Consider the following 25,457-nt stretch of genomic DNA (forward strand, 5'->3'; position numbering starts at 1 on the left):
TCCGGCGCGGCCGAGGGATCACCAGGCGTAGGCCTCCGGGGCGGGGCCGCCGGGGCCTGGGAAGATCTCGTCGATCCGCGCCAGGGCGTCCTCGCCGAACGTGATGTCGAACGCCGCGAGGGCGGAGGTCAGCTGGTCGAGCGTGCGGGGGCCGACGATGGGGCCGAGCACGCCGGGGCGGTGCAGCAGCCACGCGAGGGCGGCCTCGCCGGGCCTGACCTCCAGCTCGGCGCAGAAGTCCTCCCACTTCGCCAGGGCCGCGGCCTTGGCGTCGTCGACCTTGTACCCGGCCCGACGCACGCCGCCGGAGGAGCCGCCGAGACGACCGGAGGCCAGCGGCGACCACGCGATGACGCCGAGCCCGTAGTGCTGGGCCGCGGGGAGCACCTCGAGTTCGATGTCGCGGGCGAGCAGGTTGTACAGCGACTGCTCGGTCACCAGGCCGAGGCCGTGGCGGGCGCGGGCGGCCTCGGAGCCCTGCGCGATGTGCCAGCCGGCGAAGTTCGAGCTGCCGACGTAGGTGATCTTCCCCTGCGTCACGAGGACGTCCATCGCCTGCCAGATCTCGTCCCAACCGGTGTCCCGGTCGACGTGGTGCATCTGGTAGAGGTCGATGTGGTCGGTGCCGAGCCTCCTCAGCGAGTCCTCGACCGCCCGGCGGATGTTGAAGGCCGACAGGCCGCGGTCGTTGATGCGCTCGCTCATCTTGCCGAACACCTTGGTGGCGAGCACGATCTCGTCGCGGTGGCCGGACTTCGCCAGCCAGCGGCCCACGATCTCCTCGGTCCAGCCGCGGTGCTCGACGCCGCCGTAGACGTTGGCGGTGTCGAAGAAGTTGATGCCCTCGTCGAAGGCGCGGTCCATGATGGCGAACGCGTCCGCCTCGTCGGTGTGCGGGCCGAAGTTCATGGTCCCCAGCACCAGGCGGGAGACGCGGGCGCCGCTGCGCCCCAGCTGTGCGTACTGCATGGCCCCCACGCTACCGCGGGGCCGAACCCGGCCGGTCAGCCGACGGGCGAGGAGTCCCCGTAGAACCGGCCGAGGAACTCGTCGCGGAAGGCGAGGAACTCGCCGGCCTTCAGCGCCTCCCGGATGTTGTCGACCAGGCGGACCGTGAAGCGCTCGTTGTGGATCGTCGCCAGCGTCGAGGCCAGCATCTCCTTGGCCTTGAAGAGGTGGTGCAGGTAGGCCCGCGTGTAGTGCGCGCAGGTGTAGCAGTCGCAGCCCTCCTCCAGCGGGATGAACGAGCGTCGGTGCCTGGCGGTGTTGACGTTGTAGCGCCCGTCGGCCGTGTAGATGGCCGCGTTGCGCGCGACGCGCGACGGGTTGACGCAGTCGAACGTGTCGACGCCCATCTCGACGGCCGCGAAGAAGTCGTCCGGCTCGGAGATGCCGAGCAGGTGGCGGGGCTTGTCCTCGGGCAGCTCGTCGACCATCCAGCCGATGATCTCCCCGAGGTTCTCCTTCTCCAGCGCCCCGCCCAGCCCGAAGCCGTCGAAGCTCGTACCGTCGACCTCGAGGGCGGCCAGCCCGGAGGCGGCCCGGCGGCGCAGGTCCTCGTACTGGGCGCCCTGGATGACGCCGAACAACGCCTGATACGGCTTGTCGACGCGCTCCCGGGTCAGCTTCGCGTGCTCCGCGAGGCAGCGCACGGCCCACCGGTGGGTCCGCTCGACGGAGTCCTCCTGGTAGGCGCGGGTGTTCATGAGCGTGGTCAGCTCGTCGAACGCGAACATGATGTCGGCGCCGAGCTCGTGCTGGATTCGCATCGAGACCTCGGGCGTGAAGCGGTGCTTCGTGCCGTCGAGGTGCGAGACGAACGTGACGCCGTCCTCGTCGACGTGCGCCCTGCGGGTCTTCCCCTCGGCGATGACGTCGTCGTTCGCGAGCCCCTTGGTGTCCATCGCGAGCACCTTGCGGAACCCTGCGCCGAGGCTCATCACCTGGAAGCCGCCGGAGTCGGTGAACGTGGGGCCGGGCCAGTTCATGAACCGCCCGAGGCCGCCGGCCTCGTCGATCAGGTCGGAGCCGGGCCTGAGGTACAGGTGGTAGGCGTTGGCGAGCACGGCCTGGGCGCCGAGCTCCGCGACGCTCTCCGGCAGCACGGCCTTGACGGTCGCCTTGGTCCCGACGACCACGAAGGCGGGGGTCTCGATGTCGCCGTGCGGCGTGTGGATGACGCCCGCGCGGCCGGGGGCGCCGTCGAGCCGGTGGGTGACGTCGAAGGAGAAGCCGGTCATCGGCGGGCCAGGACGTCGAGCTGGCCGAGCGCGACGGCCGCGGCGGTCGAGGTGCGCAGGACGCCGTCGCTGATCAGCACCGGCCGGGCTCCCGCGGCGACGAAGCGGTCGAGCTCCTCGCCGGAGATGCCGCCCTCGGGGCCGACGATGACCAGCCCGGTCCCCCGGTCGGGCAGCACGACGTCGGCGATGTGCACCTCGGCGTCCTCGTGCAGCACGAGCGCGACGTCCACGGAGCCGATGGCGGCCACGACGTCTGCCGTCGAGGCGGCCTCGACGATGGGGACGACCATGCGACGCGCCTGCTTGGCCGACTCCCGGGCCGTGGCCCGCCACCTGGCGAGCGACTTGTCGCCCCTGTCCCCGGACCAGCGCACGATCGAGCGCGACGCCTGCCAGGCGAGGATGCGGCAGGCACCCAGCTCGGTGGCCATCTGGACGGCGAGGTCGGACCGGTCGCCCTTGGCGAGCGCCTGCACGACCGTCCAATTCCAGACCCGGTCGCCCACGGGCTCGAGGGCCGTGACCTCGACGACGAACTCCCGCTTGTCGACGGCCACCACCGTGCCGGTCAGGCCGAGTCCCGCGCCGTTGCTGAGCAGGACCGACTCGCCGGGGGCGATGCGCTTCACGATGCCGTGGTGCGCCTCCTCCCCCACGACGGAGATCCTCGAGCCGACGACGACGGAATCGTCGAAGTCGGCCAGGAACAGGGGGAAGGTCACGAGGTGAACCACTCGGAGAGCTTGCCGAGCACGCCCTTGCCGTGCTTCGCGGTCTCCGCCTCCGGGTGGTCCTCGTGGCGCGACTCGGCGAGCTGGCGCAGCAGGTCGCGCTGCTGGTCATCCAGCTTCGTCGGGGTCTGCACGAGCACCGTGACGCCGAGCTCGCCGCGGCCGCCGCCGCGCAGCTTCGGCACGCCGCGGTCCTTGAGCGCGATGCGGGTGCCGGACTGCGTGCCGGCGGGGATGTCGACGGCGACGCTGCGGTCTGCCGGGTCGGAGCCCTCCCACTCGGCCTCGAGCGTCGTGACGTTGACGGTGGTGCCGAGCGCCGCGGCCGTCATGGGCAGCTTCACGACCATCTCGAGGTTGTCGCCGTCGCGGCGGAACGTCTCGTGGTCGGCGACCGACAGCTCGACGTACAGGTCGCCGGCGGGGCCGCCGCCGGGGCCGACCTCGCCCTGGGCCTCCAGGTGGATGCGGATGCCGGTGCTGACGCCCGCGGGGATCTTGACCTGCAGGGTCCGCGTGGTGCGCACGCGGCCCTCGCCGGAGCACTCGGAGCAGGGCTGCGGGATGATCGTGCCGTAGCCGCGGCACGTCGGGCAGGCCTGCGTGGTGCGGATGTCGCCGAGGAAGCTCCGCTGGATCGCGGTCACCTCGCCGGCGCCGTCACACGTCGAGCACGTGACGGGCTCGGAGCCGGGCTCGCCACCCTTGCCGGAGCACTTCGGGCACACGACGGCGGTGGCGACCTTGACGGGCTTGGTCACCCCGAAGACGGCCTCGTGCAGCTGCAGCGTGACGCGCACGAGCGCGTCCTGGCCCTGCCGCACGCGCGAGCGCGGCCCGCGGCCGCCGGCCTGGCCGAACATCGCGTCGACGAGGTTGGTGAAGTCGAAGCCCCCGGAGAATCCCCCGCCGAAGCCGCTGAAGCCCGCGGAGCCCGCCCCGGACATCGGGTCCCCGCCCCTGTCGAACACGGCGCGCTTGTTCGCGTCGCTCAGCACCTCGTAGGCCTCGCTGAGCTCCTTGAACTTCTCGGCCGCGTCGGCATCGTCGGGCGCGACGTCGGGGTGCACCTTCATGGCGCGGCGACGGTACGCCTTCTTGATGGCCTCGGGGGTTGCGTCGCGCTCGACGCCGAGGATGTCGTAGTAGTCCTTGGTCATGTCTCTTCTCGGTTGGGCTGTCAGCCTTCGGTGAGGATACGGCTCACGTAGCGTGCCACGGCGCGGACCGCGGCGATGGTGGAGGGATAGTCCATGCGGGTGGGGCCGACGACCCCCAGCGAGGCACCGTACTGGGCGCCGTAGCCGGCGGCCACCAGGCTGGTGGCGTGGAAGCCCTGCGCCCGGTTCTCCTGGCCGATGCGCACGGTGACGTCGTCGCCCGCGGCCTCGCCGAGGAGCCGGAGCAGCACGACCTGCTCCTCGAGCGCCTCCAGCAGCGGCCGCATGTTGGCCTCGAACGCGGTGCCGGCGAGGTTCGGGACGCCCGCCACGAGAACCTGCGAGGCGGGCTGCGTCGCGATGGCCTCGAGGACCGCGGCCACGACCGGGCCGGCCAGCGCCCGGTCCTCCGGGGCGATGGTCTCCAGGAACCCGGCGAGCACGCTGGCGGCGTCGGCCGCCGTCTGCCCGACGATGGCCGAGGCGATCCGGACCCGCAGCGCCTGCAGGCGCGGCTCGTCGAGCACCGGGGCCTCGAGCGTCGTCTGGTCGACGCGGCCGTTGGACTGCACGACGATGACCAGGAGCCGCTCGGGGCTCAGCGTCACGAGGTCGAGGTGCCGGATGACGTCGCGCTGCGCGATGGGGTACTGCACGATGGCGACCTGGCGCGTCAGCTGGGCGAGCAGCCTGACCGTGCGGCTGACGAGGTCGTCGACGTCGGCCGTCCCGCCGAGGAAGGTCGTGATGGCCGTACGCTCCGCGGTCGACAGCGGCTTGACCTTCGACAGCTTGTCGACGAACAGCCGGTAGCCCTTGTCCGTGGGAATGCGTCCGGCGCTGGTGTGGGGCTGCATGATGTAGCCCTCCTCCTCCAGCGCGGCCATGTCGTTGCGGACTGTGGCGGCGGACACGTCCAGCTGGTGGCGTTCGACAAGGGCCTTGGAGCCGACGGGCTCGCGGCTGGCCACGTAGTCGGTGACGATGGCCTTGAGGACCTCGAGTTTGCGGTCGTCCAGCATGTCACCTCCCGTGGAATCCTGGCACTCTCGGATGCCGAGTGCCAGTGTAGCGCCGAATTATGATGTGACCCATGTCGATGACCTGGACCCCCGTTACCGAACGCGTGCTCGTGACCCGCCTCGAGCCCCACCGAGTGAACTCGACGCTGGTGGTCGGCGACGACGCCGCGCTGCTCGTGGATGCCGGGAACACGCCCGCGCAGGGGGCGGAGCTGATCGCGTCGGCCGCGGAGCGAGCAGGGGTGCCCGTCACGCACGTGATCCTCACGCACGCACACGAGGACCACTACGGCGGCCTCAACGGCATGGGAGAGGTCGAGTCGCTGGCCCACGAGAACCTGACGGCAGTGCCGGTGACCCGCACCTTCTCGATGGCCGTCTCGGTGGACCTGGGCAACCAGCGGGTCGAGGCGCTGCACTTCGGCGAGGCGCACACCCGCAGCGACGTCGTCGTGTTCGTTCCTGGCGAAAACGTGGTGATCGCCGGGGACCTGCTCGAGGAGGGCGCGGACATCCAGGTCGACGAGACCACCAACCTGAGCAACTGGCCGACGTTCCTCGACGGGGTGCTGGGCGCCACGAACGCGACCACGCGGTTCGTGCCGGGCCATGGAGACGTCGTGGACCGGGACTTCGCCTTCATCGCCCGGGCCGAGATCTCGATGCTCTACGGGCAGACGGAGATGCTGATCCAGCAGGGCACCGCGCTGGAGGACGCGGCGGCCGCGACCGAGTGGCCCTTCTCGCCCGAGACGCTCGCCGTCGCGCTCCCCAAGGCGTACGCGGAGCTGGCCGCCAAGGGCATCACGCCGAGGAAACAGCTGCCGATCTTCGGCCTCTGATGCCCCCGGACACGACGAGAGGGCGGCGCCTCCCCCCATGGGAGGCGCCGCCCTCTGGCGTCGGATCAGCGCAGGCCGTCGGTGAACTTGCGCACCGCGGCGTTGTAGCGCAGCTCGGCCGCGAACCCACGGGTGGTGGTGTTCTCGTCGATCAGCGCCAGCTCGATGTCGGCCATGTCGGAGAAGTCCTCGAAGTGCTCGAGGCCCGCGGCGGTCGACATCACGGTGTGGTGCGCGGCGCCGGCGGTGATCCAGCACTCGGCGGACGTCGACAGGTTCGGGCGGGGCTCCCAGACGGCGCGCGCGACCGGCAGCTTGGGCAGCGGCTGGTCGGGCTCGACGACGTCGACCACGTTGGCGGTCAGGCGGAAGCGGTCGCGCAGGTCGGACATGGCCACGACGATGGCCTCGCCCGGGTCCGTGTTGAAGACCAGGCGGACAGGGTCCTCGCGGTCGCCGATGCCGAGCGGGTGGATCTCCAGCGTCGGCTTCGAGGTGGTCAGCGACGGGCAGACCTCGAGCATGTGCGCGCCGAGGATCTTCTGCTTGCCGGGGGTCAGCTCGTAGGTGTAGTCCTCCATCAGCGAGGCGCCGCCGGGCAGGCCGTAGCCCATCACCTTGGCCAGCCGCACGAGGATGGCGGTCTTCCAGTCGCCCTCGGCGCCGAAGCCGTAGCCGTCGGCCATCAGGCGCTGCGCGGCCAGGCCGGGGAGCTGCCTCAGGCCGCCGAGGTCCTCGAAGGTGTCGGTGAAGCCCTTGGCTCCCACCGACTCGAGGAAGCCGCGCATCGCGATCTCCTGGCGCGCACCGTAGCGCAGCGACTCGTGACGGTCCCCGCCCTTGCGGAGCTCGGGGGCCACGTCGTAGAGGTCCTCATAGGTGGCGACCAGCGCATCGACGTCCGCGTCGGAGACGGCCTCGACGGCGGCGACAACCTCGTTGACGCCCCACGTGTTGATGGAGACGCCGAGCTTGTGCTCCGCCTCGGTCTTGTCGCCCTCGGTGACGGCGACGTTGCGCATGTTGTCGCCGAAGCGTGCGAGCTTCATGGTGCGCAGCTCGGCCCAGCCGGTGGCGGCGCGCGCCCAGACGGCTACCTTGTGCTGCACGTCGGCGTGGCTGGCGTGCCCGACGACGATCTTGCGCTGCTTGCCCAGCCGGCTGACGATGTAGCCGAACTCGCGGTCGCCGTGGGCGGCCTGGTTCAGGTTCATGAAGTCCATGTCGATGGTGTCCCACGGCAGGGCCTCGTTGGCCTGCGTGTGGAGGTGCAGCATGGGCTTGGCCAGGGCGTCGAGGCCCAGGATCCACATCTTGGCGGGGCTGAACGTGTGCATCCAGCAGATGACGCCCACGACGGACTCGTCGGCGTTGGCCTCGACCATGGCGCGCTGGATCGCGACGCGGTCCTTGAGGGTCGGGCGCCACTCGATCTCGAAGGGGATCTCGTCGGAGGCGTTGAGGTCGGCGACGACCTGCCTGGCCTGCTCCTCCACCTGCTGGAGGACCTCGGGGCCGTAGAGGTCCTGCGAGCCGGTGAAGAACCAGACCTTCCGGCCTGCGTACGGGTTTTCCATGGTCTCTCCTACTTCTGTCCGTAGACGTTCTGGTAGCGGTCGAAGAGCGAGTCGATCTTTGACTGCTCGATGGGGATGAGTTCGCCGAGCTGGCGCGAGATGTGCACGGTGCGGGCGACCTCCTCGACCATGACGGCCGCCTTGACGGCGTCGCGGCCGTCGGTGCCGATGGTGAAGGGGCCGTGGTTCTGCATGAGGACGGCGCGGCTGCGGGAGTCCTTCAGAGTCTCGACGATGCCGCGGCCGATCGAGTCGTCGCCGATCAGGGCGAAGGGGCCGATCGGGATGGGGCCGCCGAACTCGTCGGCCATCATCGTCAGGACGCAGGGCACCTCCTCGCCGCGGGCCGCCCAGGCGGTCGCGTAGGTGGAGTGCGTGTGCACGACGCCGCCGACGCGGTCCAGGTGCTCGTAGACGTAGGCGTGCGCGGCGGTGTCGCTGGACGGCTGCAGCCTGTCGGGCGTGCCGTCGTCGATCTTCTTCCCGTCGAGCGTGCACACGACCATCGCCTCGGGCGAGAGCTGGTCGTAGGACACGCCGGACGGCTTGATGACGAACAGGTCCTGCCCGATGCGGTCCGCGCAACGGATGCGCTGCGAGACGTTACCGGCGGTCCAGACGACGAGTTCCCATCGGGGCAGTTCGGCGTGCAGGTCGGCGACGATGGTGCGCGTCGCGGCGACCTCCTCCTGCACATCGGCCGGCAGGTCGGCAAGGCGGATGGTCATACATCTCCTCCGGGGTTTGAGGCGCCAGTGGCGGCATCGGCCTGACTGCACGGCACCGCCATGTGACCGTTCACACATCATGCTACCCGGCCGCGATTCCGGGGTCAACGGAGGGGCACCTACCCGGCTGCGGGAATCCCCGCCGACTCTCGGGGCACGTACTGCGCGGGCAGCGTGCGGGAACCGGGTTCGCCCCCCTCGACCACCTCGAACAGCAGCTCGGCCGCCGCCGAGCCGACCTCGGCGAATGGCTGGCGCACGGAGGCCAGCGGCACCCGCAGGTAGGGCGCGATGTCGAGGTCGTCGTAGCCGACGAGGGCCACCCGACCGGGCACGTCGAGACCCAGCTCCTGCAGCCGGCGCAGCGCCCCGACGGCGACCTGGTCGTTGGACGCGAAGATGGCGTCGACCGAGTCGTCGGCCTCAAGGATCCGGTCCACGCCGAGGTAGCCGCCGCGCACGCCCCACCCGGCCTCGACGAGGGGGCCGCAGGCGGCGCCGGCGGCGGCCTTCCACCCCTCGATACGGGTGCGCGCCTCCAGCCATTCGACGGGGCCGCTCAGGTGCGCGATGCGGCGCCTGCCGGCCGCCCGCAGGGCGCTGGTGGCCTGGTGGGCGCCGGAGAAGTGGTCGCTGTGCGCGCGGGCGATGCCGGGCGGAACCTGTCCTTCGGCGATGACGCACGTGGGGAGCTCTGCGGCGAAGGTACGGGCCAGCTCGAGCATGGCGCTCGTCCAGGCGATGATCACGACCCCGTCGACGCCGAGGCCGAGGAGGTGTTCGCGCGCCTCCGCGAGCGACTCGTCGGAGTCGTCGCGCACCGTGACCGTCGCGGTGGCGTAGCCGCGGGCCCGGGCGCCCTCGTCGATCGCCAGCGTCATCTGGTGCGGGCCGTAGAGCTCGCCGTGGTAGGCGACGACCCCGATGGTCATGGAGTCGCGCGTCACCAGCGAGCGCGCGGCCTTGCTCGGCCGGTAGCCGAGTTCGGCGATGGCCTCGTTGACGCGCTGCGCGGTGGCGGGGCGGACCCGCTGCGGCTCGTTGATGACCCGCGAGACCGTCTGGTACGAGACGCCCGCCAGGGCCGCGACGTCGCGGATCGAGGGGCGGGGTTGTGCCTTGCGCGCCATCACGCCACCGGCCAGTACTGCTGCGCTGCCATCCAGCTCACGGTGTCTCCTGCGATGATGAGTCCCTTCCCTTTAGAGGTGGGCGTGTAGGCCAGCCCTTCGATCGTGCGGCTGACTCCCCCGTGTTCGGTGATCATGAGCGATCCGGCGAGGTGGTCCCACGGGTGCATGGACGTGTAGGCCATGAAGTCGATGTCGCCGTGGAGCACGGCCGGGTAGTCGAACGCGCAGCAGAAGTGGCTGAGCACAGCGGGGCTGAGGTGGCCGTCTGCGTCGTAGCCGACGAACCTCTTCTTCGATGACGCCCCCAGCGGCGCCCTGTCGTGCTGCGCCCGGGTGACCGCCTCGTCGTTGAGCCTGACCCCCGAGCCACGCTCGACGACGTAGGCGCGGCCGGTCATCGGCTGCCAGATCCAGCCGCGGGTCGTGATGCCCCCACGCGTCTCCGCGAGCATCACCCCGTGCTCGTCGCGGCCGCGCACGAAGTTCCTGGTCCCGTCGATCGGGTCGATGACGAAGGCGTGGTCGGCGCCGGCCAGAGCGCTCAGCAGCCCGGGGTCGGAGAAGACGGCTTCCTCGCCGACGATGACCGCGGCGGGGAAGGCGTGCGCCAGGCGCGCGCCGATGCGCTGCTCGGCCTCACGGTCGGCGATCGTCACGAGGTCGCCGGGACGCTTCTCGACGATCTCCTCGGCCGCGAGCTGGTGGAACCGCGGCGTGATCACCTCAGCGGCGGTCTCCTTGAGCAGCCCCAGGATGGCTTCGGTGTCCATACCCACGCACTTTAGCGGTCCTGTCCCGCGGCTGTGAGAACGGTCACCTCACTCGAGGTGGTCCTGCGTCACGAAGTCGATGAGCCTCTCCACCTGGGTGTTGAGCTGCGGCTCGAGGTCACGCCAGCCGCCGACGCGCGCCAGGATGCCCTGCCAGCCGCGGGCGATGTCCGCCTGGTCGGCGTGCGGCAGGCCGAGCGCCGCGAGCGTGCCGAGCTTGAAGTCGACGTCGCGCGGGACCTCGGGCCAGGCCCTGCGGCCGATGCGCTGCGGCCGGACGGCCTGCCAGATGTCGATGAACTCGTGCCCCTCGATCAGCACGGTGTCGCGGTAGCCGGCCTGGTACACCTGCTTCGCGATCCGCGACTCCTTGGAGCCGGGGACGAGGTGGTCTACCAGCACGCCGAGCCTGCGTCCGGGCTCGGGCGCGAACTCCGCGACGATGGCGGGGAGATCGTCGATGCCGCCCAGGAACTCGACGACAACGCCGACGTGGCGCAGGTCGTCGCCCCAGACCTTCTCGATGAGCTCCGCGTCGTGGCGTCCCTCGACGTAGATCCGGCTGGGGAGGGCGACCCTCGCCTTCTGCGGCTCGGCAGAGGCGCGGGACCCGGAGGCGGTGTAGGCCGGCTTCCTCGCCGCCTCACGGAGCGGGGCACGCAGGGCGACCGGCTGACCCTCGAGCAGGAACCCAGGGCCGAACGGCGCGCCGCGGCGCTTCCCCCGGCGATCCTCCAGCAGCACGATGCCGTTTTCCCAGCCGACGACCGCCCCGCAGAAGTCGTCGAACTCGACCACCAGGTCGAGTTCGACGGCCACGTCGCGGGACTGCCTGAGGTGGGACTTCTGCCAGCCTGCGCTCAGCACGTCCTTCGCGTATCGATCCACGGTCAAGGACCGTATCAGCGAAGCTCCAGCCTCCGGTCGTACGACACCTTCCCCCACCAGATCGCCGCGATCGCCAGGGCGAGGCCCACCACGACGGCCATGACCGGCACGCCGCCCTCGCTGTACTCCGAGAACAGCAGCATCGGGTTGGCGAACACGTGCACGTCGGACGGGTCGGTGATGTCGAGGTACGGCGGGATGAAGACGGCGATGACCGCGACCACCTGAGCCGCCACGTAGTAGCCGAACCAGGTGAGCACGACGCCGCCGAGACCCAGCCGGTTGATCCATGACTCGCTGCCGACCGTGACCGCGAACCAGTACTGGGCGAGGCTGCTGAGCGGGAACAGCAGGACGAGCAGCACGACGCAGGCCTGCAGCCAGAAGGGCAACGCGCCGAAGACGTCTCCGACCTCACCGATGCCGGCCCACGCCTCGGCGAAGGTCAGCTCGCCGGAGAGGCCGAGCAGAGCCGCGATGGCGAACGCGGCGAGCGGCACGGCCACCAGAAGGCTCAGCAGCGTGACCAGGTAGGCATAGGCGAGCTTGACGCCGTAGATCGTCGACCCCTTCACGGGCAGCGCCGCGGTCAAGTACCCGGTCTTCGCGTACGTCGAGCGGTAGAAGTCGACGCCGAGGCCGAGCGTCACGGCCAACGGCAGGACGCTCGCGACCAGGATGCCGAGCACTCCGGTCAGCGCGCCGACGGGGCCGGGGAACCAGAGCGCGCCGAGCGCCCCGAGCGCGGCGATGACGGCGCCGCCTCCGATGGCGACGAGGACGAGCTTCCAGGTGCGCAGGAACTCGTGCTTGAAGAGCATCTTGATCATCGGTAGACCTCCCTGAACAGTTCATCGATGGACTTGTGGTGCACCTCGCGGAGGTGGTCGACGCTGTCGGCGAGCAGCATCTGGCCGTAGCGCATCATCGCCACGCCGTCGAGGATGGGTTCGAGGTCGTGGATCAGGTGCGTCGAGATCAGGACCAGCGCGTCGGGGTTGAGGTCGCGGACGATGGCCGAGAGGATCACCTCACGGGCCGCCGGGTCGACGCCGGAGATGGGCTCGTCGAGCAGGAACACCTTCGCCTCGCGGCTCATCGCCAGGGAGAGCTGCACCTTCTCCCGCATGCCCTTGCTCAGGGTGTTGAGTTTCCGGCCCGCGTCGAGTCCGAAGACGCCGAGCAGGTCCCGGCACTTGGGCTCGTTGAAGTCGAAGAAGAAGTCGCGGAAGTAGGCGATGGCCTCATCGATGGTCACGCCGCCCGCCAGGAAGCTGGCGTCGGGCAGGAACGAGACAATGGCCTTGGTCTCCGGGCCGGGCCGCCGCCCGTGGATCAGGACCTCCCCGTCGTACTGCGTGAGCGCGCCGGCCAGGATCTTGAGCAGCGTCGTCTTCCCGCAGCCGTTCTCGCCGAGCAGCCCGACGATCTGGCCGGGCGGCAGCGAGAGGCTGAGCCCGTTCAGGGCCGGGAGGCTGCCGTACTTCTTGGTGCAGCCGGTGATGTCGATGGCGTTCACCTGGCGTCTCCTTCCTCGGTGCCGGCCAGCCACTGCTGGCCGAGCAGTTCGCGCGCGGTCGCCAGGTCCATCCCCAGGCCGCCCGCCTTGCGTGCGTAGTCAGTGGCGGCCTCGGCTGCGAGCCCGCGACGGGCCGCGTCGATGGCCGCCAGATCGTCGGTCACGAACCGACCTGCCGTGCGCTCGGTGCGGGTGAGCCCGCCGCGCTCCAGCTCCGCCAGGGCGCGCTGCACGGTGTTGGGGTTGACCTTCAGGTCGACCGCCAACTCGCGCACCGCTGGGATCTTCGCGCCGGGCGGCCAGCTGCCGGTCACGACGCGACGCGTGAACTCGCCCGTGAGCTGGAGCCAGATCGGGACGCTGGGGTCGAACTCCACGGAACACCTCCTCGCTGTGCCTTCTGTATCTCTGTATTAGGTAGTTAATACAGTAGCACAGACTCGCCCACTCCATCCCGAAAATCGGGCAGTGGTCGATTCCCCCCGGTCCGGTCACGACTTTCGCTCATTGCCTCCTCGCCCGGCTCTCGGGCTCGAGGCGCGAAAATCGACCAGTGCCCGGTTCTCCCTGGATGACCGGGGAGAACCGGGCACTGACAGTTTTTCGGAGGGGTCCGACCGGGGTGGTCAGTCGACCAGCTCGCCTGCCTCGATGACGCGACCGAACCAGCGCGCCGACCACTTGGGCGTGCGACGTTGCGTCTCGTAGTCCACGCGGACGATCCCGAACCGACGCGAGTATCCGAAGGCCCACTCGAAGTTGTCCATCAGCGACCAGGCGAAGTAGCCACGCACGTCGGCGCCCCGCTCGATGGCTTCCGCGACGGCGGCGAGGTGCTGGCGGTAGTACGCGCCGCGGTCGGACGAGTCGTCCACGAAACCGTCAGCGTCAGGCTGGTCGTCGTAGGCGGCACCGTTCTCCGTGACGTACAGCGGGATACCGACCTCGCCGGTCCACCCCTCGTGCAGGTCCACGAGCAGCCGCCCGATGTCGGGGCCGTGCACCTCCCAACCCATCGCGGTCTTCGGCAGCCCACGGTCGACGACCTGCACCCGCTCGCTACCCACCCAGGGGCTGCGCCGCGGCCGGCCGCCTGGCCCGGTGTAGGTGAGCCCGTCGTCAGGGTGCGAACCACCCCAGGGGCCCCCGTCGGCCGGCGGTGCAACCGCGACGGCGTTGTAGAAGTTCACGCCGAGGAAGTCGAGCCGCTCGCCGATGATCTCGAGGTCGCCCTCCTGGATGTTCTCCCCCAGGCCGGCCTCGGCCATGTCGTCGAGCACGTCGTCTGGATAGGAACCCTTGAAGAGCGGGTCGAGGAACACCCGCGCGGTCGCGCCGTCGATGCGGCGGGCGGCCTCGAGGCAACCGTCGTCGTCGGGGTCGGCGGGGATCGGCGCCGAGAAGTTGAGCGTGATGCCGAGGTTCAGCTCCCAGCCCATCTCGTCGGCGACGGCGCGCAGCCGCTGGCAGGCGAGGCCGTGCGCGAGCAGGATCACGTGCACGGCCGCAGCCGCCTCGCGCGGGTCCGTGTGCCCCGGCGCGTGCTCACCGCCGGCATAGGACAGGAAAGTCGAGCACCACGGCTCGTTCAGAGTTGTCCAGTTCCTGACGCGCCCACCGAGGGCGCGGTACGTGGCCTCTGCGTAGTCGGCGAAGCGCTCGGCCGTGGCGCGATTCGTCCAGCCGCCCTCCTCCTGCAGGGCCTGCGGGAGGTCCCAGTGATACAGCGTGAGCCACGGCTCGATCCGCGCGGCGAGCAGCTCGTCGACCAGCCTCGAGTAGAAGTCCAGGCCCGCGGCGTTCGGCAGCGCGCCGTCTGGGCACACCCGCGCCCAGGAGGTCGAGAAACGGTAGGCCCTGAACCCGAGGTCCGCGAGCAGCGCGACGTCGTCGGGCATCCGGTGGTAGTGGTCGCAGGCCACATCGCCGGTGTCGCCGTCGACGACGGCCCCCGGCGCGCGGCAGTATGCGTCCCAGATGGAGTCGGTGCGACCGTCCTCCTGAGCGGCGCCCTCGATCTGGAACGCCGCAGTGGCCGCGCCCCAGGTGAAGTCTGCGGGGAATCTCATGCTCGCCTCCTTGCGTGTGGGTCCCACCCTAGAGCCATGGGAGCGCTCTCACCAGCGTGGGCACCAGTTGACCGCGATGGATCGCAGCGGGGTCAGTCCAGCAGATCGCGCGTCACACCGTCGGCAAGCAGCCGACCCGCGCGCGTGAGTCTGAGACGGTCACCGTCGATGACGGCAAGTCCGCGCGCGACCGGGTCCGCGACGCGCGCCCGTTCGGCGGGGGTCAGGACGTCGAGCGGCAGCCCGGAGTCGATGCGGAGCTCGAGCAGCACCCGCTCGACGCGGCGCTGCTCGTCGTCCAGCACCTCGCGGGCGAGCGCCGGTGAGTCGCCCGCCGCGAGCGCGGCCGCGTAGCTGCGGGGATGCTTACGGTTCCAGAACCGCACTCCGCCGATGTGCGAGTGGGCCCCCGGCCCGATCCCCCACCAGTCCGCGCCCTGCCAGTAGGCGACGTTGTGCCGGCAGGCGCCGCCGGGCCGGGCCCAGTTCGACACCTCGTAGTTGGCCAGCCCGAGGGCGGTCAGCGCCTCGTCGGCCATCAGGTACTTGTCGGCCAGGTCGTCGTCGTCGGGCATCCCGATCTCGCCACGGCGCACCTGCGCCGCCAGACGGGTGCCGTCCTCGACGATCAGCGAGTACGCGCTCACATGGTCGACCGGGGCCGACGATACCGCCTCGAGGCTGGCGGCCCAGTCGTCCCGGCTCTCCCCTGGCGTGCCGTAGATGAGGTCGAGGCTCACATGCTCGAAACCGGCCTCGCTGGCCCAGCGTGCCGCGTCCAGTCCTCGACGCGGCGTGTGGACCCGTTCGAGCACCTGCAGCACGTGCGGGACGACCGACTGCAGGCCAAGTGAGATGCGCGTGAAACCACCACTTCGAAGATCATCGAAGTACTGCCGAGTAACCGTCTCCGGGTTGGCCTCGGTGGTGATCTCCGCGTCGTGAGAGACCTCGAACAGCTCTCCGGCCCTGCGGAGCAGGTCCGTCAGCGCCTCGGCCGGCAGCATGGTCGGGGTCCCGCCTCCGAAGAACACCGTGTCGATCCTGCGGGGTCCGAGGATCCGGCGGGCAAGGTCGAGTTCGCGCATGGCCGCGCCGAGGTAGGTGTCGGGCGACAGGTCGCCCAGCTCGGCCGGCGTGTACGTGTTGAAGTCGCAGTAGCCGCAGCGCACCCGGCAGAAGGGCACATGGATGTACAGCGACAGCGGGCGCCCCGCATCGAGTGATGACGCGGGCAGCGCCCCGTCGCGGGGCGCCTCGTCGCCGTCGGGCAGCTGGGCCATCGGGCGGCTCAGCTTCCCTTCTTGACCTCGGAGGTCGACAGGGCCGCGACGAATGCCTCCTGGGGCACCTCGACCCGGCCGACCATCTTCATCCGCTTCTTGCCCTCCTTCTGCTTCTCCAGCAGCTTGCGCTTACGCGAGATGTCGCCGCCGTAGCACTTGGCGAGCACGTCCTTGCGGATGGCGCGGATGGTCTCGCGGGCGATGACGCGCGAGCCGATGGCGGCCTGGATGGGTACCTCGAACTGCTGTCGGGGAATGAGTTCCTTGAGCTTGGAGGCCATCTGCAGACCGTAGGAGTATGCCTTGTCCCGGTGGACGATCGCGGAGAAGGCATCGACGGGGTCGCCGTGCAGCAGGATGTCGACCTTGACCAGGTCGGCCTCCTGCTCGCCGTCGGGTTCGTAGTCGAGCGACGCGTAGCCCTTGGTCCGGGACTTCAGCGCGTCGAAGAAGTCGAACACGATCTCGGCGAGCGGGAGCGTGTAGCGGATCTCGACGCGGTCCTCGCTGAGGTAGTCGAGGCCCCGCTGGACGCCGCGGCGCGTCTGGCACAGTTCGAGGATGGTCCCGATGTACTCCGACGGCGCAAGGATCGTGCCCCGCACGACCGGCTCGTACACCTCGGCGATCTTTCCCTCGGGGTACTCCGACGGGTTCGTGACGACGTGCTCGGTGCCGTCCTCCATCACGACGCGGTACACGACGTTGGGGGCCGTGGAGATGAGGTCCAGGTTGAACTCGCGCTCGAGGCGCTCACGGACGATCTCCATGTGCAGGAGACCGAGGAAACCGATGCGGAAGCCGAAGCCCAGCGCGCCGGAGGTCTCGGGCTCGTAGGTGAGCGCAGCGTCGTTGAGCTGCAGCTTCTCCAGCGCCTCGCGCAGCAGGCCGAAGTCGTCGCCGTCGATCGGGTAGAGGCCGGCGTAGACCATCGGGTTGGGGTTCTTGTAGCCGCCGAGGTCGGTCTCGGCCGGCCGCGACTCGAGCGTCACGGTGTCGCCGACCCGCGACTGGCGGACGTCCTTGACGCCTGTGATGAGGTAGCCCACCTCGCCGACGCCGATCGCCTCGGCCTTGACGGGTTCCGGCGAGATGACGCCCACCTCGAGCAGTTCGTGGCTGCTCCTGGTCGACATCATGCGGATCCGCTCGCGATGACCGAGCTCGCCGTCGACGACGCGGACGTAGGTCACCACGCCGCGGTAGGTGTCGTAGACGGAGTCGAAGATCAGAGCCCTGGCCGGGGCCGCCGGGTCCCCCTGCGGGGCGGGGATCAGCTCGACGACGCGGTCGAGAAGCTCGGCGACGCCCGCGCCGGTCTTGCCGCTGACCTTGAGGACGTCGTCGGGGTCGCAGCCGATGATGCCGGCGATCTCGGCCGCGTACTTCTCGGGGTTGGCGCTCGGCAGGTCGATCTTGTTCAGCACCGGGATGATCGTGAGGTCGGCGTCGATGGCGAGGTACAGGTTCGCGAGCGTCTGCGCCTCGATGCCCTGCGCGGCATCCACCAGCAGGATCGCACCCTCGCACGCCTGCAGGGAGCGGGAGACCTCGTAGGTGAAGTCGACGTGCCCGGGTGTGTCGATCATGTTCAGGACGTAGGCCCGGTCGTCCTTGACCCAGGGCATGCGCACGGCCTGCGACTTGATCGTGATGCCGCGCTCGCGCTCGATGTCCATCCGGTCGAGGTACTGCGCGCGCATCTGGCGTGCGTCGACGACCTCGGTCAACTGCAGCATCCGGTCGGCAAGCGTGGACTTGCCGTGGTCGATGTGGGCGATGATGCAGAAGTTGCGGATGATCGCCGGATCGGTCTTGCCGGGGCGCGGTGCGGACATGCAGTTCCTCGTCAGTGGATGTGGGACAGGTAAGTCTCTCACGGAACCCGCCGCCCCCGGAATCTGGCCGGATGGGACCCTACGTGAGGCCCCGATCCGCGGCCAGACGGCTCCGCCGCGGGGCGGATTTGGCGGCTCTCGGCCGGTCAAGGTAAGCTTGATCGTCGCGTGCAAACGCAACAGACCGAGTACACCAACTTACCGTGAAGAGGCTTGCCCAGTGGCGAACATCAAGTCCCAGAAGAAGCGCATCAAGACCAACGAGATCGCGCGCCAGCGTAACAAGGCCGTGAAGTCGAACCTGCGCACCAACGTCCGCGCCGTCCGTGAGGCCGTTGCCGCCGGTGACGCCACGAAGGCCGCCGAACTGGCCGTTGCCGCCAACCGCAGCCTCGACAAGGCCGTGAGCAAGGGCGTCATCCACAAGAACCAGGCCGCGAACCGTAAGTCGGCCATCTCCACGGCAGTCGCCGCTCTCTGATCCTGCGCAGGCCGGGCCCCGGGCCCGGCCGCACGCTGATCTCTTGGCAGGAACAGCGCCTTGACCCTCGGTCGTCAAGGCGCTGTTTTGCGTGCCCTCGCGCGTGTCAGCGGCTCCGCAGCTTGAGGATCGCCAGCACCATCTTCTCCAGGGCATAGTCGGCATCCGTCGCCGCTCCCTTGACCGCCGCGTCGCCCTCGGCGACGATGCGGATGGCCTGAGCGACGTCGCCGGATCGCCAGTTGCGCGATGTGCGCTCCAGGTTCCTGATCTTCCACGGAGGCATGCCCAGCGCCCGCGCCAGCTCGCCCCCGGACATCCGTCGGCTCTGCGCGTCCAGCAGCCGGCCCATGCCGCGGAAGGATCCCGCCAACGCGCTGGTGATGAGCACCGGCGCCACGCCCGTCTCGAGGGCCCACCGCAGGTTCTCCATCGCGACCGCGCCGTTGCCGGCCAGCACCGCGTCGGCCACCTTGAACGACGACGCCTCGGCGCGACCCGCGAAGTAGCGGTGGATGAGCGCCTTGTCGATCTCGCCGGACTCGGCATCGACGGCCAGCTGCGTGACCGCGGCCGCCAGCGCCCGCAGGTCGCCCCCGACCGCCTGCTGCAACTCCTGGTTCGCCTCGGCCCCGATGCGGATCTTCGCGCGCCTCGCCTCCGCCGTGATGAACTGGCCGAGCTCGCTTGGCTTCAACGCCGCAACGACCTGCGTCGGCACCTTGGCCTTCTTCAGCTTGTCGACCACTCCCCTGCCTTTGTTGCCGCCCGGGTGCACGAGGATCAGGCAGAGCTCTTCGGGAGGATTCCTCGCCACGTCGACCAGCTGCTCGACCACCTCGGGCGGGCAGGAGCCGAGGTCGTCGATCACCGCGACGATGTGGGTGGAGAACAGCGAGCCGCCGATGACCTCGGACAGCATGTGGTCCTCGAGGTCGGTCGCCGTGATCTCGTTGACGTCGGCCCCGGGCTGCTCGCGCAGTGCGGCCGCCTTCGCGTCGGCCACGATGCGGCTGGCGAGCAGCGGCTCGGGTCCGGTGACGAGGAGGGCTGATCCGAAGGCGGGCATGGGGAGATTCTGCCAGCGCCCACCGACAGGCACGAACCCGGCGTCTCCCGGCGCCCGTCACCCGGGTCAGGTGCCGTGCCCCTAGACTCGTGCAGCAACAGCCAGCCTCAAGGGAGAGACCATGACCGCACCACTCCGCTTCGGCATCCTCGGCGCCGCAGGCATCACGCCGTCCGCGCTGCTCGAACCCGCCGCCCGCAACAGGGACGTCGAGATCGTCGCGGTCGCCGCCCGCGACCGGGCGAGGGCCCAGGAGTTCGCGACGCGGCATGGCATCCCCACCGTGCACGACAGCTACGAGGCGCTGCTCGCCGACGCGGGCATCGACGCGGTCTACATCCCGTTGCCGAACTCGGAGCACGGCCGTTGGACCGTCGCCGCGGTCGACGCCGGCAGGCACGTCCTCGTGGAGAAGCCGTTCGCCTCCAACGCGGCCGAGGCCCAGGAGGTCGCGCGGAGGGTCGACGCGACCGACCGCGTGGTCATGGAGGCCATCCACTCCCGCTACCACGCGCTCGTCACCCAGGTGCTGTCCCTCATCGCCGAGGGCGCGATCGGCGACCTCGTCGACGTGTCGGCCCACTTCGACATCCACATGCCGGACCGCACCAACATCCGCTACATCCAGGAGCTGGCCGGAGGCGCGACCATGGACCTCGGGTGCTACAGCCTGTTCTTCGCCCGCGCCATCGCCGGTGCGGAACCCGAGGTTGTCTCGGCCGTCGCGCGGCCCTCGAGCGACCCGAGGCTCGACGAGGCGCTGTCCGCGGAACTCCGCTTCCCCGACGGCGTGACGGGTACGATCTCCAGCTCCCTGCTGGAGGACGTCGAGCGCCAGAGCGCCACCATCACCGGAACCCGCGGCACCATCCGGATCGAGGGCTTCGTGAAGCCCCAGGAGGGCAACTCGATCGCCGTCACGGTCGACGGGGTCACCACCAGTCACGATGTGCCCGGCTCCCCCACCAGCTACGAGGAGCAGCTGGCCGCCTTCGTCGCCGCCGTGCGCGATGGGGCCCCGCTGCTGACGGGGACCGCCAACGCGGTCGCGCAGATGCAGGTCATCGACGCGATGTACCTGGCCGCCGGGCTCGGGCCCCGCGAGACCCGCTGACCATGCCCCGTCTCTCCGACGACCGGCGCCGCGACCGGCGCGACCAGATCGCGGCGGCGGCGCTGCGCTGTTTCGTGCGCGACGGGTTCGCCGGCACGTCGATGGCGGACATCATCACGGAGTCCGGCCTGTCCGCCGGGTCGATCTACTCCCACTTCGACAGCAAGGCGGCCCTGCTGCGCCACGCCATCGCCGAGGTGCTCACCGCACGGCTGGCGTCCCTGCAGACCGGGCTGGACTCCCGCGACCGGCCGACCCCTGCCGACGTGCTCGACCAGCTGCTCCTCGAGCAGGACGAGCCGTTCGAGGCGACGGCCTCCCTGCTGCTGCAGGTCTGGTCGCAGGTCCCGTTCGAGCGGGAGCTGGCGGGGCTGGCCAGCGCCGCGGTCACCGACCTCCTCGACGTCGTCACCGGCGCGCTGGCCCCCTGGGGGCGGGAGCGTTTCGGAGCCGACGCGGATGACCGGGTCAGGGACGCCGCGGGCGTCGTCCTGGCCGCGATGCACGGGTTCGTCGTGCGCATCGTGCTGCAGCCGGGCGCCGACCGGGAGGAGCTCCGCCGCTCGGTCGTGACCGGACTCGCCGTCAGCGGGTGAGTGAGTCCTCCCAGACGTCGACCGGGGAGACGGGCGTGGCCGCCCCCAGCCGGAACCCGTCCCCTGCCCTGGCCGCCTGCTTGTGGGCGGTGGCGATCATCAACTTGATGCGGTTGAGCTGGTTGGTCTCGGAGGCACCGGGGTCGTAGTCGACGCTCACCACGTTGGCCTGAGGGTGCTGACGCCTCAGCTCCGCGAACATGCCGCGGCCGACGACGTGGTTCGGCAGGCAGGCGAACGGCTGCGCGCAGATGATGTTGGGGGCACCGAGCTCGATCAGCTCGACCATCTCGGCGGTCAGCAGCCAGCCCTCGCCGGCCAGGGTGCCGAGCGAGATGATGCCGTCGGCCTTGCCCGCCAGCTCCTTCATCGTCGCCGGCACGTCGAACTTGCCACCGGTGGCGGCCAGCGCGCGCCGGACCGGGTCCTGGTAGCGCTCCACGAGCCACGTCGCCATCGCCTTGAGGTGTCGCGAGCTGCCTCCGACGCCGAGCGTCTCGTAGCGGTGCCTCGACGAGTACATCCCCATCAGGAAGAACGGCAGCATGCCAGGCAGCACGGCCTCGCACCCTTCATCCTCGACGACGTCGACCACGTGGTTGTTCGCGTCCGGGTGGAACTTCACCAGGATCTCGCCGACGATGCCGACGCGTGGTCGCCGCGGGCCGTCCGCCAGCGGGAGCGCATCGAACTCGCCCACGATCAGCCGGACCAGCTTCGAGTAGCCGACGCTCCGCCCGAGCGTCGCGCTGCGGCCGGAGAACTGCAGCCACTCCTGGCAGATCAGGTCCCAGCGTCCGTAGAGCTCCTTCGCGCTGCCCTGCCGCGCCTCGTACGGGCGCACGCGCAGCAGCAGTGACTGCAGCAGGTCGCCGAGTACCAGCGCCTGCAGGAGGGGGTGGATCATCGACGGGCTCAGCGTGAACCCCGGGCTCTCCTCGAGGCCCTGCACGCTGACGGCAAGCACGGGGATCTGCGGGTATCCCGCGTCCGCCAGAGCCTTGCGCAGCAGCCCGACGTAGTTGGTGGCGCGGCACATGCCGCCGGTCTGCGTGATGATCACCGACGAGCGCTCAGGATCCGCCTCGCCGGAGCGGATCTTGTTCACAAGCTGCCCGACGACCATGATCGCCGGGAAGCAGGCGTCGTTGTTGACGAACTTCAGGCCGACCTCGACGTCCTCGGTGCTCGCATGCTCGAGCAGCTCGACGTTGATGCCCACCTTCCTCAGCACCGGCACGATGAGCCGGAAGTGGGTCGGGGCCATCTGCGGGGCGTAGACGGTGTGCGTGCGGCGGGCCTCAAGGGTGAACAGCGGCGGGGTGCGGTCGATGTCGTAGGTCTCCACGGTCTCGGACCCGCGCCGCTCGGCGGCGGCCGCCTTCATCGACCGCAGCCGGATGGTGGCGGCGCCGAGGTTCGAGACCTCGTCGATCTTCAGCAGCGTGTAGAGGTCGTCGGAGCGCTCGAGGATCTCCGCCACCTGGTCGGTGGTGATCGCGTCCACGCCGCAGCCGAACGAGTTGAGCTGCACCAGGTGCAGGTCCGGCCGGGTGGCGACGCGGGCGGCGGCCTCGTAGAGGCGGGTGTGGTAGGCCCACTGGTCCAGCACGCGCAGCGGGCGCTCCAGCTCGCTCGCGGCGGGGTCGAGGATCGAGTCCTCGGTGAGCACGCCCATGCCGAGACCGTTGATGAGCGACGGGATGCCGTGGTTGACCTCGGGATCGACGTGGTAGGGGCGGCCGGCGAGCACGATGCCCTTCAGGCCACGCTCCGCGAGGTACTGGAGCGCCCGGCGGCCCTCGGCGCGCACGTCGGCCTTGGCCGCCGCGTCCTCGGCGAAGCCCGCCTCGACGGCGGCGGTTGCCTCCTCCAGCGTCACGTTCCAGTCGGCGAAGACCTCCACGAGCCGGGTGGCCAGCTTGGCGGGGTCGTCGAGGCTCAGCATCGGGGCGAGATAGCGCACGTCCTCCTCCCGCAGCCGGGCCACGTTCTTGCCGAGCACCTGCGGGTAGAAGGCGACGACGGGGCAGTTGAAGTGGTTGTCCGCGCCGTCGACCTCCTTGGCCTCGATCGGCACGCAGGGCAGGAAGATGGTGTCGACGCCCTTGTCCAGCAGCGATTCAACGTGCCCGTGCGCGAGCTTGGCGGGGTAGCAGATGTTCTCGGAGACGATGGAGTCCATGCCGCGCTCGAACAGCTCATGGTTGGACCGGCCCGAGATCATCACGCGGAAACCGAGCTTCGTGAGCACCGTGAACCACAAGGGGTAGTTCTCGTACATGTTCAGCACACGGGGGATGCCGATGTCGCCGCGCGTGGCCTTCTCCGCCGTGAGCCGCCGGTAGCCGAACAGCCGTCGGTACTTGTAGTCGTACAGGTTGGGCAGCTCGGACTTCGGTGGCACCTTCTCGGTGCTGACGCCGCGCTCGCAGCGGTTGCCCGACACGTGGCGCGTGCCGTCGGAGAACCGGGAGATGGTGAGCTGGCAGTGATTCTGGCACAGCCGGCAGACGTCCATGGACGTGTCGACCCGCAGCGCGTCGAGCTCGTCGAGGTCGAGGGCCTGCGAGCGCTCGCCCTGCCCCCAGTTCCGGCGGGCGGTCAGCGCCGCTCCGTACGCGCCCATCAGACCGGCGACGTCGGGCCGGACGACCTCGACCCCGGTGAGCAGCTCGAAGGAGCGCAGCACCGCGTCGTTGAGGAACGTGCCGCCCTGCACCACGACGCGCTCCCCCAGCTGGGAGGCGTCCTTCAGCTTGATGACCTTGTAGAGGGTGTTGCGGATGACGGAGTAGGACAGGCCCGCGGCGATGTCGGCGGGCGATGCGCCCTCGCGCTGGGCCTGCTTGACCGAGCTGTTCATGAAGACGGTGCAGCGGGTGCCGAGGTCGACGGGGGCCGTGGAGGTCAGCGCCTGCGCGGCGAAGCTCTGGATGTCGGTGCCGAGCGTCGCGGCGAAGGTCTGCAGGAAGGACCCGCAGCCCGACGAACAGGCCTCGTTGACGGCGATGGAGTCGACGGCTCCCCGGCGGATCCGCAGGTACTTCATGTCCTGGCCGCCGATGTCGATCACCGAGGTGACGCCGGGCGCGAGGTGCTCGGCGGCCCGGTAGTGCGCCATCGTCTCGATCTCGCCGTCGTCCAGCCGGAGCGCGGCCCTGACCAGGCCCTCCCCGTAGCCGGTGACGCAGGCGCGGGCCAGGTAGGCGGACTCGGGAAGCGCCTCCCAGACGGTGCGCAGGATCGCCGAGGCGACGGAGACCGGGTCGTTGCTGCCCTGGTAGTGCGTGAACAGCAGCTCTCCGTCGGCGGTGGTCACGACGGCCTTGACCGTCGTGGACCCGGCGTCGATGCCGAGGAAGACCGGCCCGCTCGCCTCGGACAGCTCCCGGCGCGGGACAGTGGCGCGGGCGTGGCGTGTCAGGAACTCCGCGCGCTCCTGGTCGTCGAGGAACAGGGGCCGCAGCCTCGTGGTCGCCAGGGGGATCAGCGTGCGCTGACGCAGCCCGTCCGCAAGGTCGGTGAGACGGTGGCGCGGTGTCTCGGCCTGCTGACCCGCCACCAGTGCGGCCCCGATGGCGACGTAGAGGTGGGCGTCCGCCGGGGTGGTGAACGACGTGACGTGATCGCCGAGCGCGCGCTCGTAGGCCGCGCGGAGCTGGGGCAGGAAGTGCAGTGGCCCGCCGAGGAACACGAGGTTGCCGCGGATGGGGTTGCCACAGGCCAGGCCGGCGATGGTCTGGGTCGCGACGGCCTGGAAGACCGAGGCCGCCAGGTCCGTGTGCGGGGCGCCCTGGTTCAGCAGCGGCTGCAGGTCGGACTTGGCGAACACCCCGCACCGCGAAGCGATCGGGTAGAGGTTCTGGTAGCGGGACGCGAGCTCGTCGAGGCCGCCGGCGTCGGTGTGCAGCAGCGTCGCCATCTGGTCGATGAAGGCGCCGGTACCACCGGCGCAGGTGCCGTTCATGCGCTGCTCGACGACGGGGTGGAGGTAGGTGATCTTCGCGTCCTCGCCGCCGAGCTCGATCACGACATCCGCGGTCGGGTTGAACCTCTCGATGGCCTCGGTCGAGGCGATGACCTCCTGGACGAAGCCGACGCCCATCAGGTCGGCGACGCCGAGACCCGCAGATCCGGTGACGTGGCAGCGGAACTCCCGCCCCGGCAGGGCCTCGTCGATGTCGTGGAGGAGGTCGCGCAGCGCCCCGCGGGCGTCGGCGTTGTGGCGCCGGTAGGCGCTGAACACGAGACGCTCTCCGTCCATGACAGCGGCCTTGACCGTCGTGGACCCGATATCGAGACCAAGGTCGCTCATACACCCCTCCAAGCAAAACACTCGTTCTGTTTAGTGCAAGACTACTACGAAGCGTAGTGAATCAGACCGGCGG

22 protein-coding genes are annotated in these 25,457 nt (G+C 70.1%); 4 read left to right on the forward strand and 18 right to left on the reverse strand.

Annotation, left to right across the window (positions count from 1 at the left end; genetic code table 11):
• Window positions 1-18: 18 nt before the first annotated feature.
• The 5 genes from KDB89_RS08490 to hrcA are packed head-to-tail and all read right to left on the reverse strand — an operon-like array spanning window position 19 to window position 5,156.
• Window positions 19-969, reverse strand: coding sequence for an aldo/keto reductase (locus KDB89_RS08490; RefSeq protein WP_219080133.1), 951 nt, complete (start codon window positions 967-969; stop codon window positions 19-21).
• 35 nt (window positions 970-1,004) lie between these two features.
• The gene (gene tgt / locus KDB89_RS08495) at window positions 1,005-2,240 is read right to left on the reverse strand and encodes a tRNA guanosine(34) transglycosylase Tgt (protein ID WP_219080135.1); all 1,236 of its coding nucleotides are present in this window, start codon (window positions 2,238-2,240) and stop codon (window positions 1,005-1,007) included.
• A complete protein-coding gene (locus KDB89_RS08500) occupies window positions 2,237-2,965 on the reverse strand; it encodes a 16S rRNA (uracil(1498)-N(3))-methyltransferase (protein ID WP_219080137.1) in 729 nt (242 codons plus the stop codon). Before KDB89_RS08500 ends, tgt begins: the two co-directional genes overlap by 4 nt.
• Window positions 2,962-4,134, reverse strand: a complete 1,173-nt coding sequence (dnaJ, locus tag KDB89_RS08505; RefSeq protein ID WP_219080139.1) for a molecular chaperone DnaJ — start codon at window positions 4,132-4,134, stop codon at window positions 2,962-2,964. Before dnaJ ends, KDB89_RS08500 begins: the two co-directional genes overlap by 4 nt.
• 20 nt (window positions 4,135-4,154) lie before the next feature.
• Window positions 4,155-5,156 (reverse strand): heat-inducible transcriptional repressor HrcA, encoded by a 1,002-nt coding sequence (gene hrcA / locus KDB89_RS08510; protein ID WP_219080141.1) that lies wholly within the window; start codon window positions 5,154-5,156, stop codon window positions 4,155-4,157.
• A gap of 71 nt (window positions 5,157-5,227) precedes the next feature.
• Here hrcA and KDB89_RS08515 point away from each other — a divergent pair, with 71 nt between their 5' ends.
• On the forward strand, window positions 5,228-5,998 hold the full coding sequence (locus KDB89_RS08515; protein WP_219080143.1) for an MBL fold metallo-hydrolase: 771 nt from the start codon (window positions 5,228-5,230) through the stop codon (window positions 5,996-5,998).
• 65 nt (window positions 5,999-6,063) lie between these two features.
• On the opposite strand, the gene araA is transcribed toward KDB89_RS08515, so the two are convergent.
• The 11 genes from araA to lepA form a co-directional block, all read right to left on the reverse strand.
• A complete protein-coding gene (gene araA / locus KDB89_RS08520; protein WP_219080145.1) occupies window positions 6,064-7,575 on the reverse strand; it encodes an L-arabinose isomerase in 1,512 nt (503 codons plus the stop codon).
• Between the two features lie 8 nt (window positions 7,576-7,583).
• Window positions 7,584-8,303: an L-ribulose-5-phosphate 4-epimerase gene (locus KDB89_RS08525; RefSeq protein ID WP_219080148.1), complete on the reverse strand. Its 720-nt coding sequence runs from the start codon at window positions 8,301-8,303 to the stop codon at window positions 7,584-7,586.
• Between the two features lie 119 nt (window positions 8,304-8,422).
• The gene (locus tag KDB89_RS08530) at window positions 8,423-9,433 is read right to left on the reverse strand and encodes a LacI family DNA-binding transcriptional regulator (RefSeq protein ID WP_219080150.1); all 1,011 of its coding nucleotides are present in this window, start codon (window positions 9,431-9,433) and stop codon (window positions 8,423-8,425) included.
• Window positions 9,433-10,206 (reverse strand): inositol monophosphatase family protein, encoded by a 774-nt coding sequence (locus tag KDB89_RS08535; RefSeq protein ID WP_219080151.1) that lies wholly within the window; start codon window positions 10,204-10,206, stop codon window positions 9,433-9,435. The genes KDB89_RS08530 and KDB89_RS08535 overlap by 1 nt, the downstream gene beginning before the upstream one ends.
• Window positions 10,207-10,254: 48 nt before the next feature.
• Window positions 10,255-11,094 carry a DUF3097 domain-containing protein gene (locus KDB89_RS08540; RefSeq protein ID WP_255555851.1) on the reverse strand — a complete coding sequence of 280 codons (840 nt, stop codon included), beginning with the start codon at window positions 11,092-11,094 and terminating at the stop codon, window positions 10,255-10,257.
• Window positions 11,095-11,108: 14 nt separating this feature from the next.
• A complete protein-coding gene (locus tag KDB89_RS14635) occupies window positions 11,109-11,924 on the reverse strand; it encodes a hypothetical protein (protein ID WP_255555852.1) in 816 nt (271 codons plus the stop codon).
• Entirely contained in the window at window positions 11,921-12,613 is a 693-nt protein-coding gene (locus KDB89_RS08545; protein WP_255555853.1) for an ABC transporter ATP-binding protein, read from the reverse strand. The genes KDB89_RS14635 and KDB89_RS08545 overlap by 4 nt, the downstream gene beginning before the upstream one ends.
• Window positions 12,610-12,990 carry a GntR family transcriptional regulator gene (locus KDB89_RS08550; RefSeq protein WP_219080157.1) on the reverse strand — a complete coding sequence of 127 codons (381 nt, stop codon included), beginning with the start codon at window positions 12,988-12,990 and terminating at the stop codon, window positions 12,610-12,612. The genes KDB89_RS08545 and KDB89_RS08550 overlap by 4 nt, the downstream gene beginning before the upstream one ends.
• Window positions 12,991-13,239: 249 nt before the next feature.
• Entirely contained in the window at window positions 13,240-14,682 is a 1,443-nt protein-coding gene (locus tag KDB89_RS08555) for a glycoside hydrolase family 1 protein (RefSeq protein WP_219080159.1), read from the reverse strand.
• A gap of 92 nt (window positions 14,683-14,774) precedes the next feature.
• A complete protein-coding gene (gene hemW / locus KDB89_RS08560) occupies window positions 14,775-15,965 on the reverse strand; it encodes a radical SAM family heme chaperone HemW (protein WP_219080161.1) in 1,191 nt (396 codons plus the stop codon).
• 8 nt (window positions 15,966-15,973) lie between these two features.
• Window positions 15,974-17,806: a translation elongation factor 4 gene (gene lepA / locus KDB89_RS08565; protein ID WP_219080163.1), complete on the reverse strand. Its 1,833-nt coding sequence runs from the start codon at window positions 17,804-17,806 to the stop codon at window positions 15,974-15,976.
• A gap of 220 nt (window positions 17,807-18,026) precedes the next feature.
• Here lepA and rpsT point away from each other — a divergent pair, with 220 nt between their 5' ends.
• On the forward strand, window positions 18,027-18,287 hold the full coding sequence (gene rpsT / locus KDB89_RS08570) for a 30S ribosomal protein S20 (RefSeq protein ID WP_219080165.1): 261 nt from the start codon (window positions 18,027-18,029) through the stop codon (window positions 18,285-18,287).
• A gap of 106 nt (window positions 18,288-18,393) precedes the next feature.
• Here rpsT and holA read toward each other — a convergent pair whose 3' ends face one another.
• The gene (gene holA / locus KDB89_RS08575; RefSeq protein WP_219080167.1) at window positions 18,394-19,356 is read right to left on the reverse strand and encodes a DNA polymerase III subunit delta; all 963 of its coding nucleotides are present in this window, start codon (window positions 19,354-19,356) and stop codon (window positions 18,394-18,396) included.
• A gap of 121 nt (window positions 19,357-19,477) precedes the next feature.
• Here holA and KDB89_RS08580 point away from each other — a divergent pair, with 121 nt between their 5' ends.
• On the forward strand, window positions 19,478-20,470 hold the full coding sequence (locus KDB89_RS08580) for a Gfo/Idh/MocA family protein (RefSeq protein ID WP_219080169.1): 993 nt from the start codon (window positions 19,478-19,480) through the stop codon (window positions 20,468-20,470).
• Window positions 20,471-20,472: 2 nt separating this feature from the next.
• Window positions 20,473-21,066: a TetR/AcrR family transcriptional regulator gene (locus tag KDB89_RS08585; protein ID WP_219080171.1), complete on the forward strand. Its 594-nt coding sequence runs from the start codon at window positions 20,473-20,475 to the stop codon at window positions 21,064-21,066.
• On the opposite strand, the gene KDB89_RS08590 is transcribed toward KDB89_RS08585, so the two are convergent.
• Window positions 21,056-25,384 (reverse strand): acyl-CoA dehydratase activase-related protein, encoded by a 4,329-nt coding sequence (locus tag KDB89_RS08590; protein WP_219080173.1) that lies wholly within the window; start codon window positions 25,382-25,384, stop codon window positions 21,056-21,058. The two genes, KDB89_RS08585 and KDB89_RS08590, sit on opposite strands and share 11 nt — an antisense overlap.
• Between the last annotated feature and the right edge of the window lie 73 nt (window positions 25,385-25,457).

The organism is Tessaracoccus palaemonis (assembly GCF_019316905.1).
GTDB classification, from domain to species: Bacteria; Actinomycetota; Actinomycetes; order Propionibacteriales; family Propionibacteriaceae; genus Arachnia; species Arachnia palaemonis.

Excerpts from the sequence above, each read along its gene's own strand:
- KDB89_RS08490 (WP_219080133.1), bottom strand. The coding sequence starts at position 969 with ATGCAGTACGCACAGCTGGGGCGCAGCGGCGCCCGCGTCTCCCGCCTG.
- tgt (WP_219080135.1), bottom strand. The coding sequence starts at position 2,240 with ATGACCGGCTTCTCCTTCGACGTCACCCACCGGCTCGACGGCGCCCCC.
- dnaJ (WP_219080139.1), bottom strand. The coding sequence starts at position 4,134 with ATGACCAAGGACTACTACGACATCCTCGGCGTCGAGCGCGACGCAACC.
- hrcA (WP_219080141.1), bottom strand. The coding sequence starts at position 5,156 with ATGCTGGACGACCGCAAACTCGAGGTCCTCAAGGCCATCGTCACCGAC.
- KDB89_RS08515 (WP_219080143.1), top strand. The coding sequence starts at position 5,228 with ATGTCGATGACCTGGACCCCCGTTACCGAACGCGTGCTCGTGACCCGC.
- araA (WP_219080145.1), bottom strand. The coding sequence starts at position 7,575 with ATGGAAAACCCGTACGCAGGCCGGAAGGTCTGGTTCTTCACCGGCTCG.
- KDB89_RS08525 (WP_219080148.1), bottom strand. The coding sequence starts at position 8,303 with ATGACCATCCGCCTTGCCGACCTGCCGGCCGATGTGCAGGAGGAGGTC.
- KDB89_RS08530 (WP_219080150.1), bottom strand. The coding sequence starts at position 9,433 with ATGGCGCGCAAGGCACAACCCCGCCCCTCGATCCGCGACGTCGCGGCC.
- KDB89_RS08535 (WP_219080151.1), bottom strand. The coding sequence starts at position 10,206 with ATGGACACCGAAGCCATCCTGGGGCTGCTCAAGGAGACCGCCGCTGAG.
- KDB89_RS14635 (WP_255555852.1), bottom strand. The coding sequence starts at position 11,924 with ATGATCAAGATGCTCTTCAAGCACGAGTTCCTGCGCACCTGGAAGCTC.
- KDB89_RS08555 (WP_219080159.1), bottom strand. The coding sequence starts at position 14,682 with ATGAGATTCCCCGCAGACTTCACCTGGGGCGCGGCCACTGCGGCGTTC.
- hemW (WP_219080161.1), bottom strand. The coding sequence starts at position 15,965 with ATGGCCCAGCTGCCCGACGGCGACGAGGCGCCCCGCGACGGGGCGCTG.
- lepA (WP_219080163.1), bottom strand. The coding sequence starts at position 17,806 with ATGTCCGCACCGCGCCCCGGCAAGACCGATCCGGCGATCATCCGCAAC.
- holA (WP_219080167.1), bottom strand. The coding sequence starts at position 19,356 with ATGCCCGCCTTCGGATCAGCCCTCCTCGTCACCGGACCCGAGCCGCTG.
- KDB89_RS08580 (WP_219080169.1), top strand. The coding sequence starts at position 19,478 with ATGACCGCACCACTCCGCTTCGGCATCCTCGGCGCCGCAGGCATCACG.
- KDB89_RS08585 (WP_219080171.1), top strand. The coding sequence starts at position 20,473 with ATGCCCCGTCTCTCCGACGACCGGCGCCGCGACCGGCGCGACCAGATC.
- KDB89_RS08590 (WP_219080173.1), bottom strand. The coding sequence starts at position 25,384 with ATGAGCGACCTTGGTCTCGATATCGGGTCCACGACGGTCAAGGCCGCT.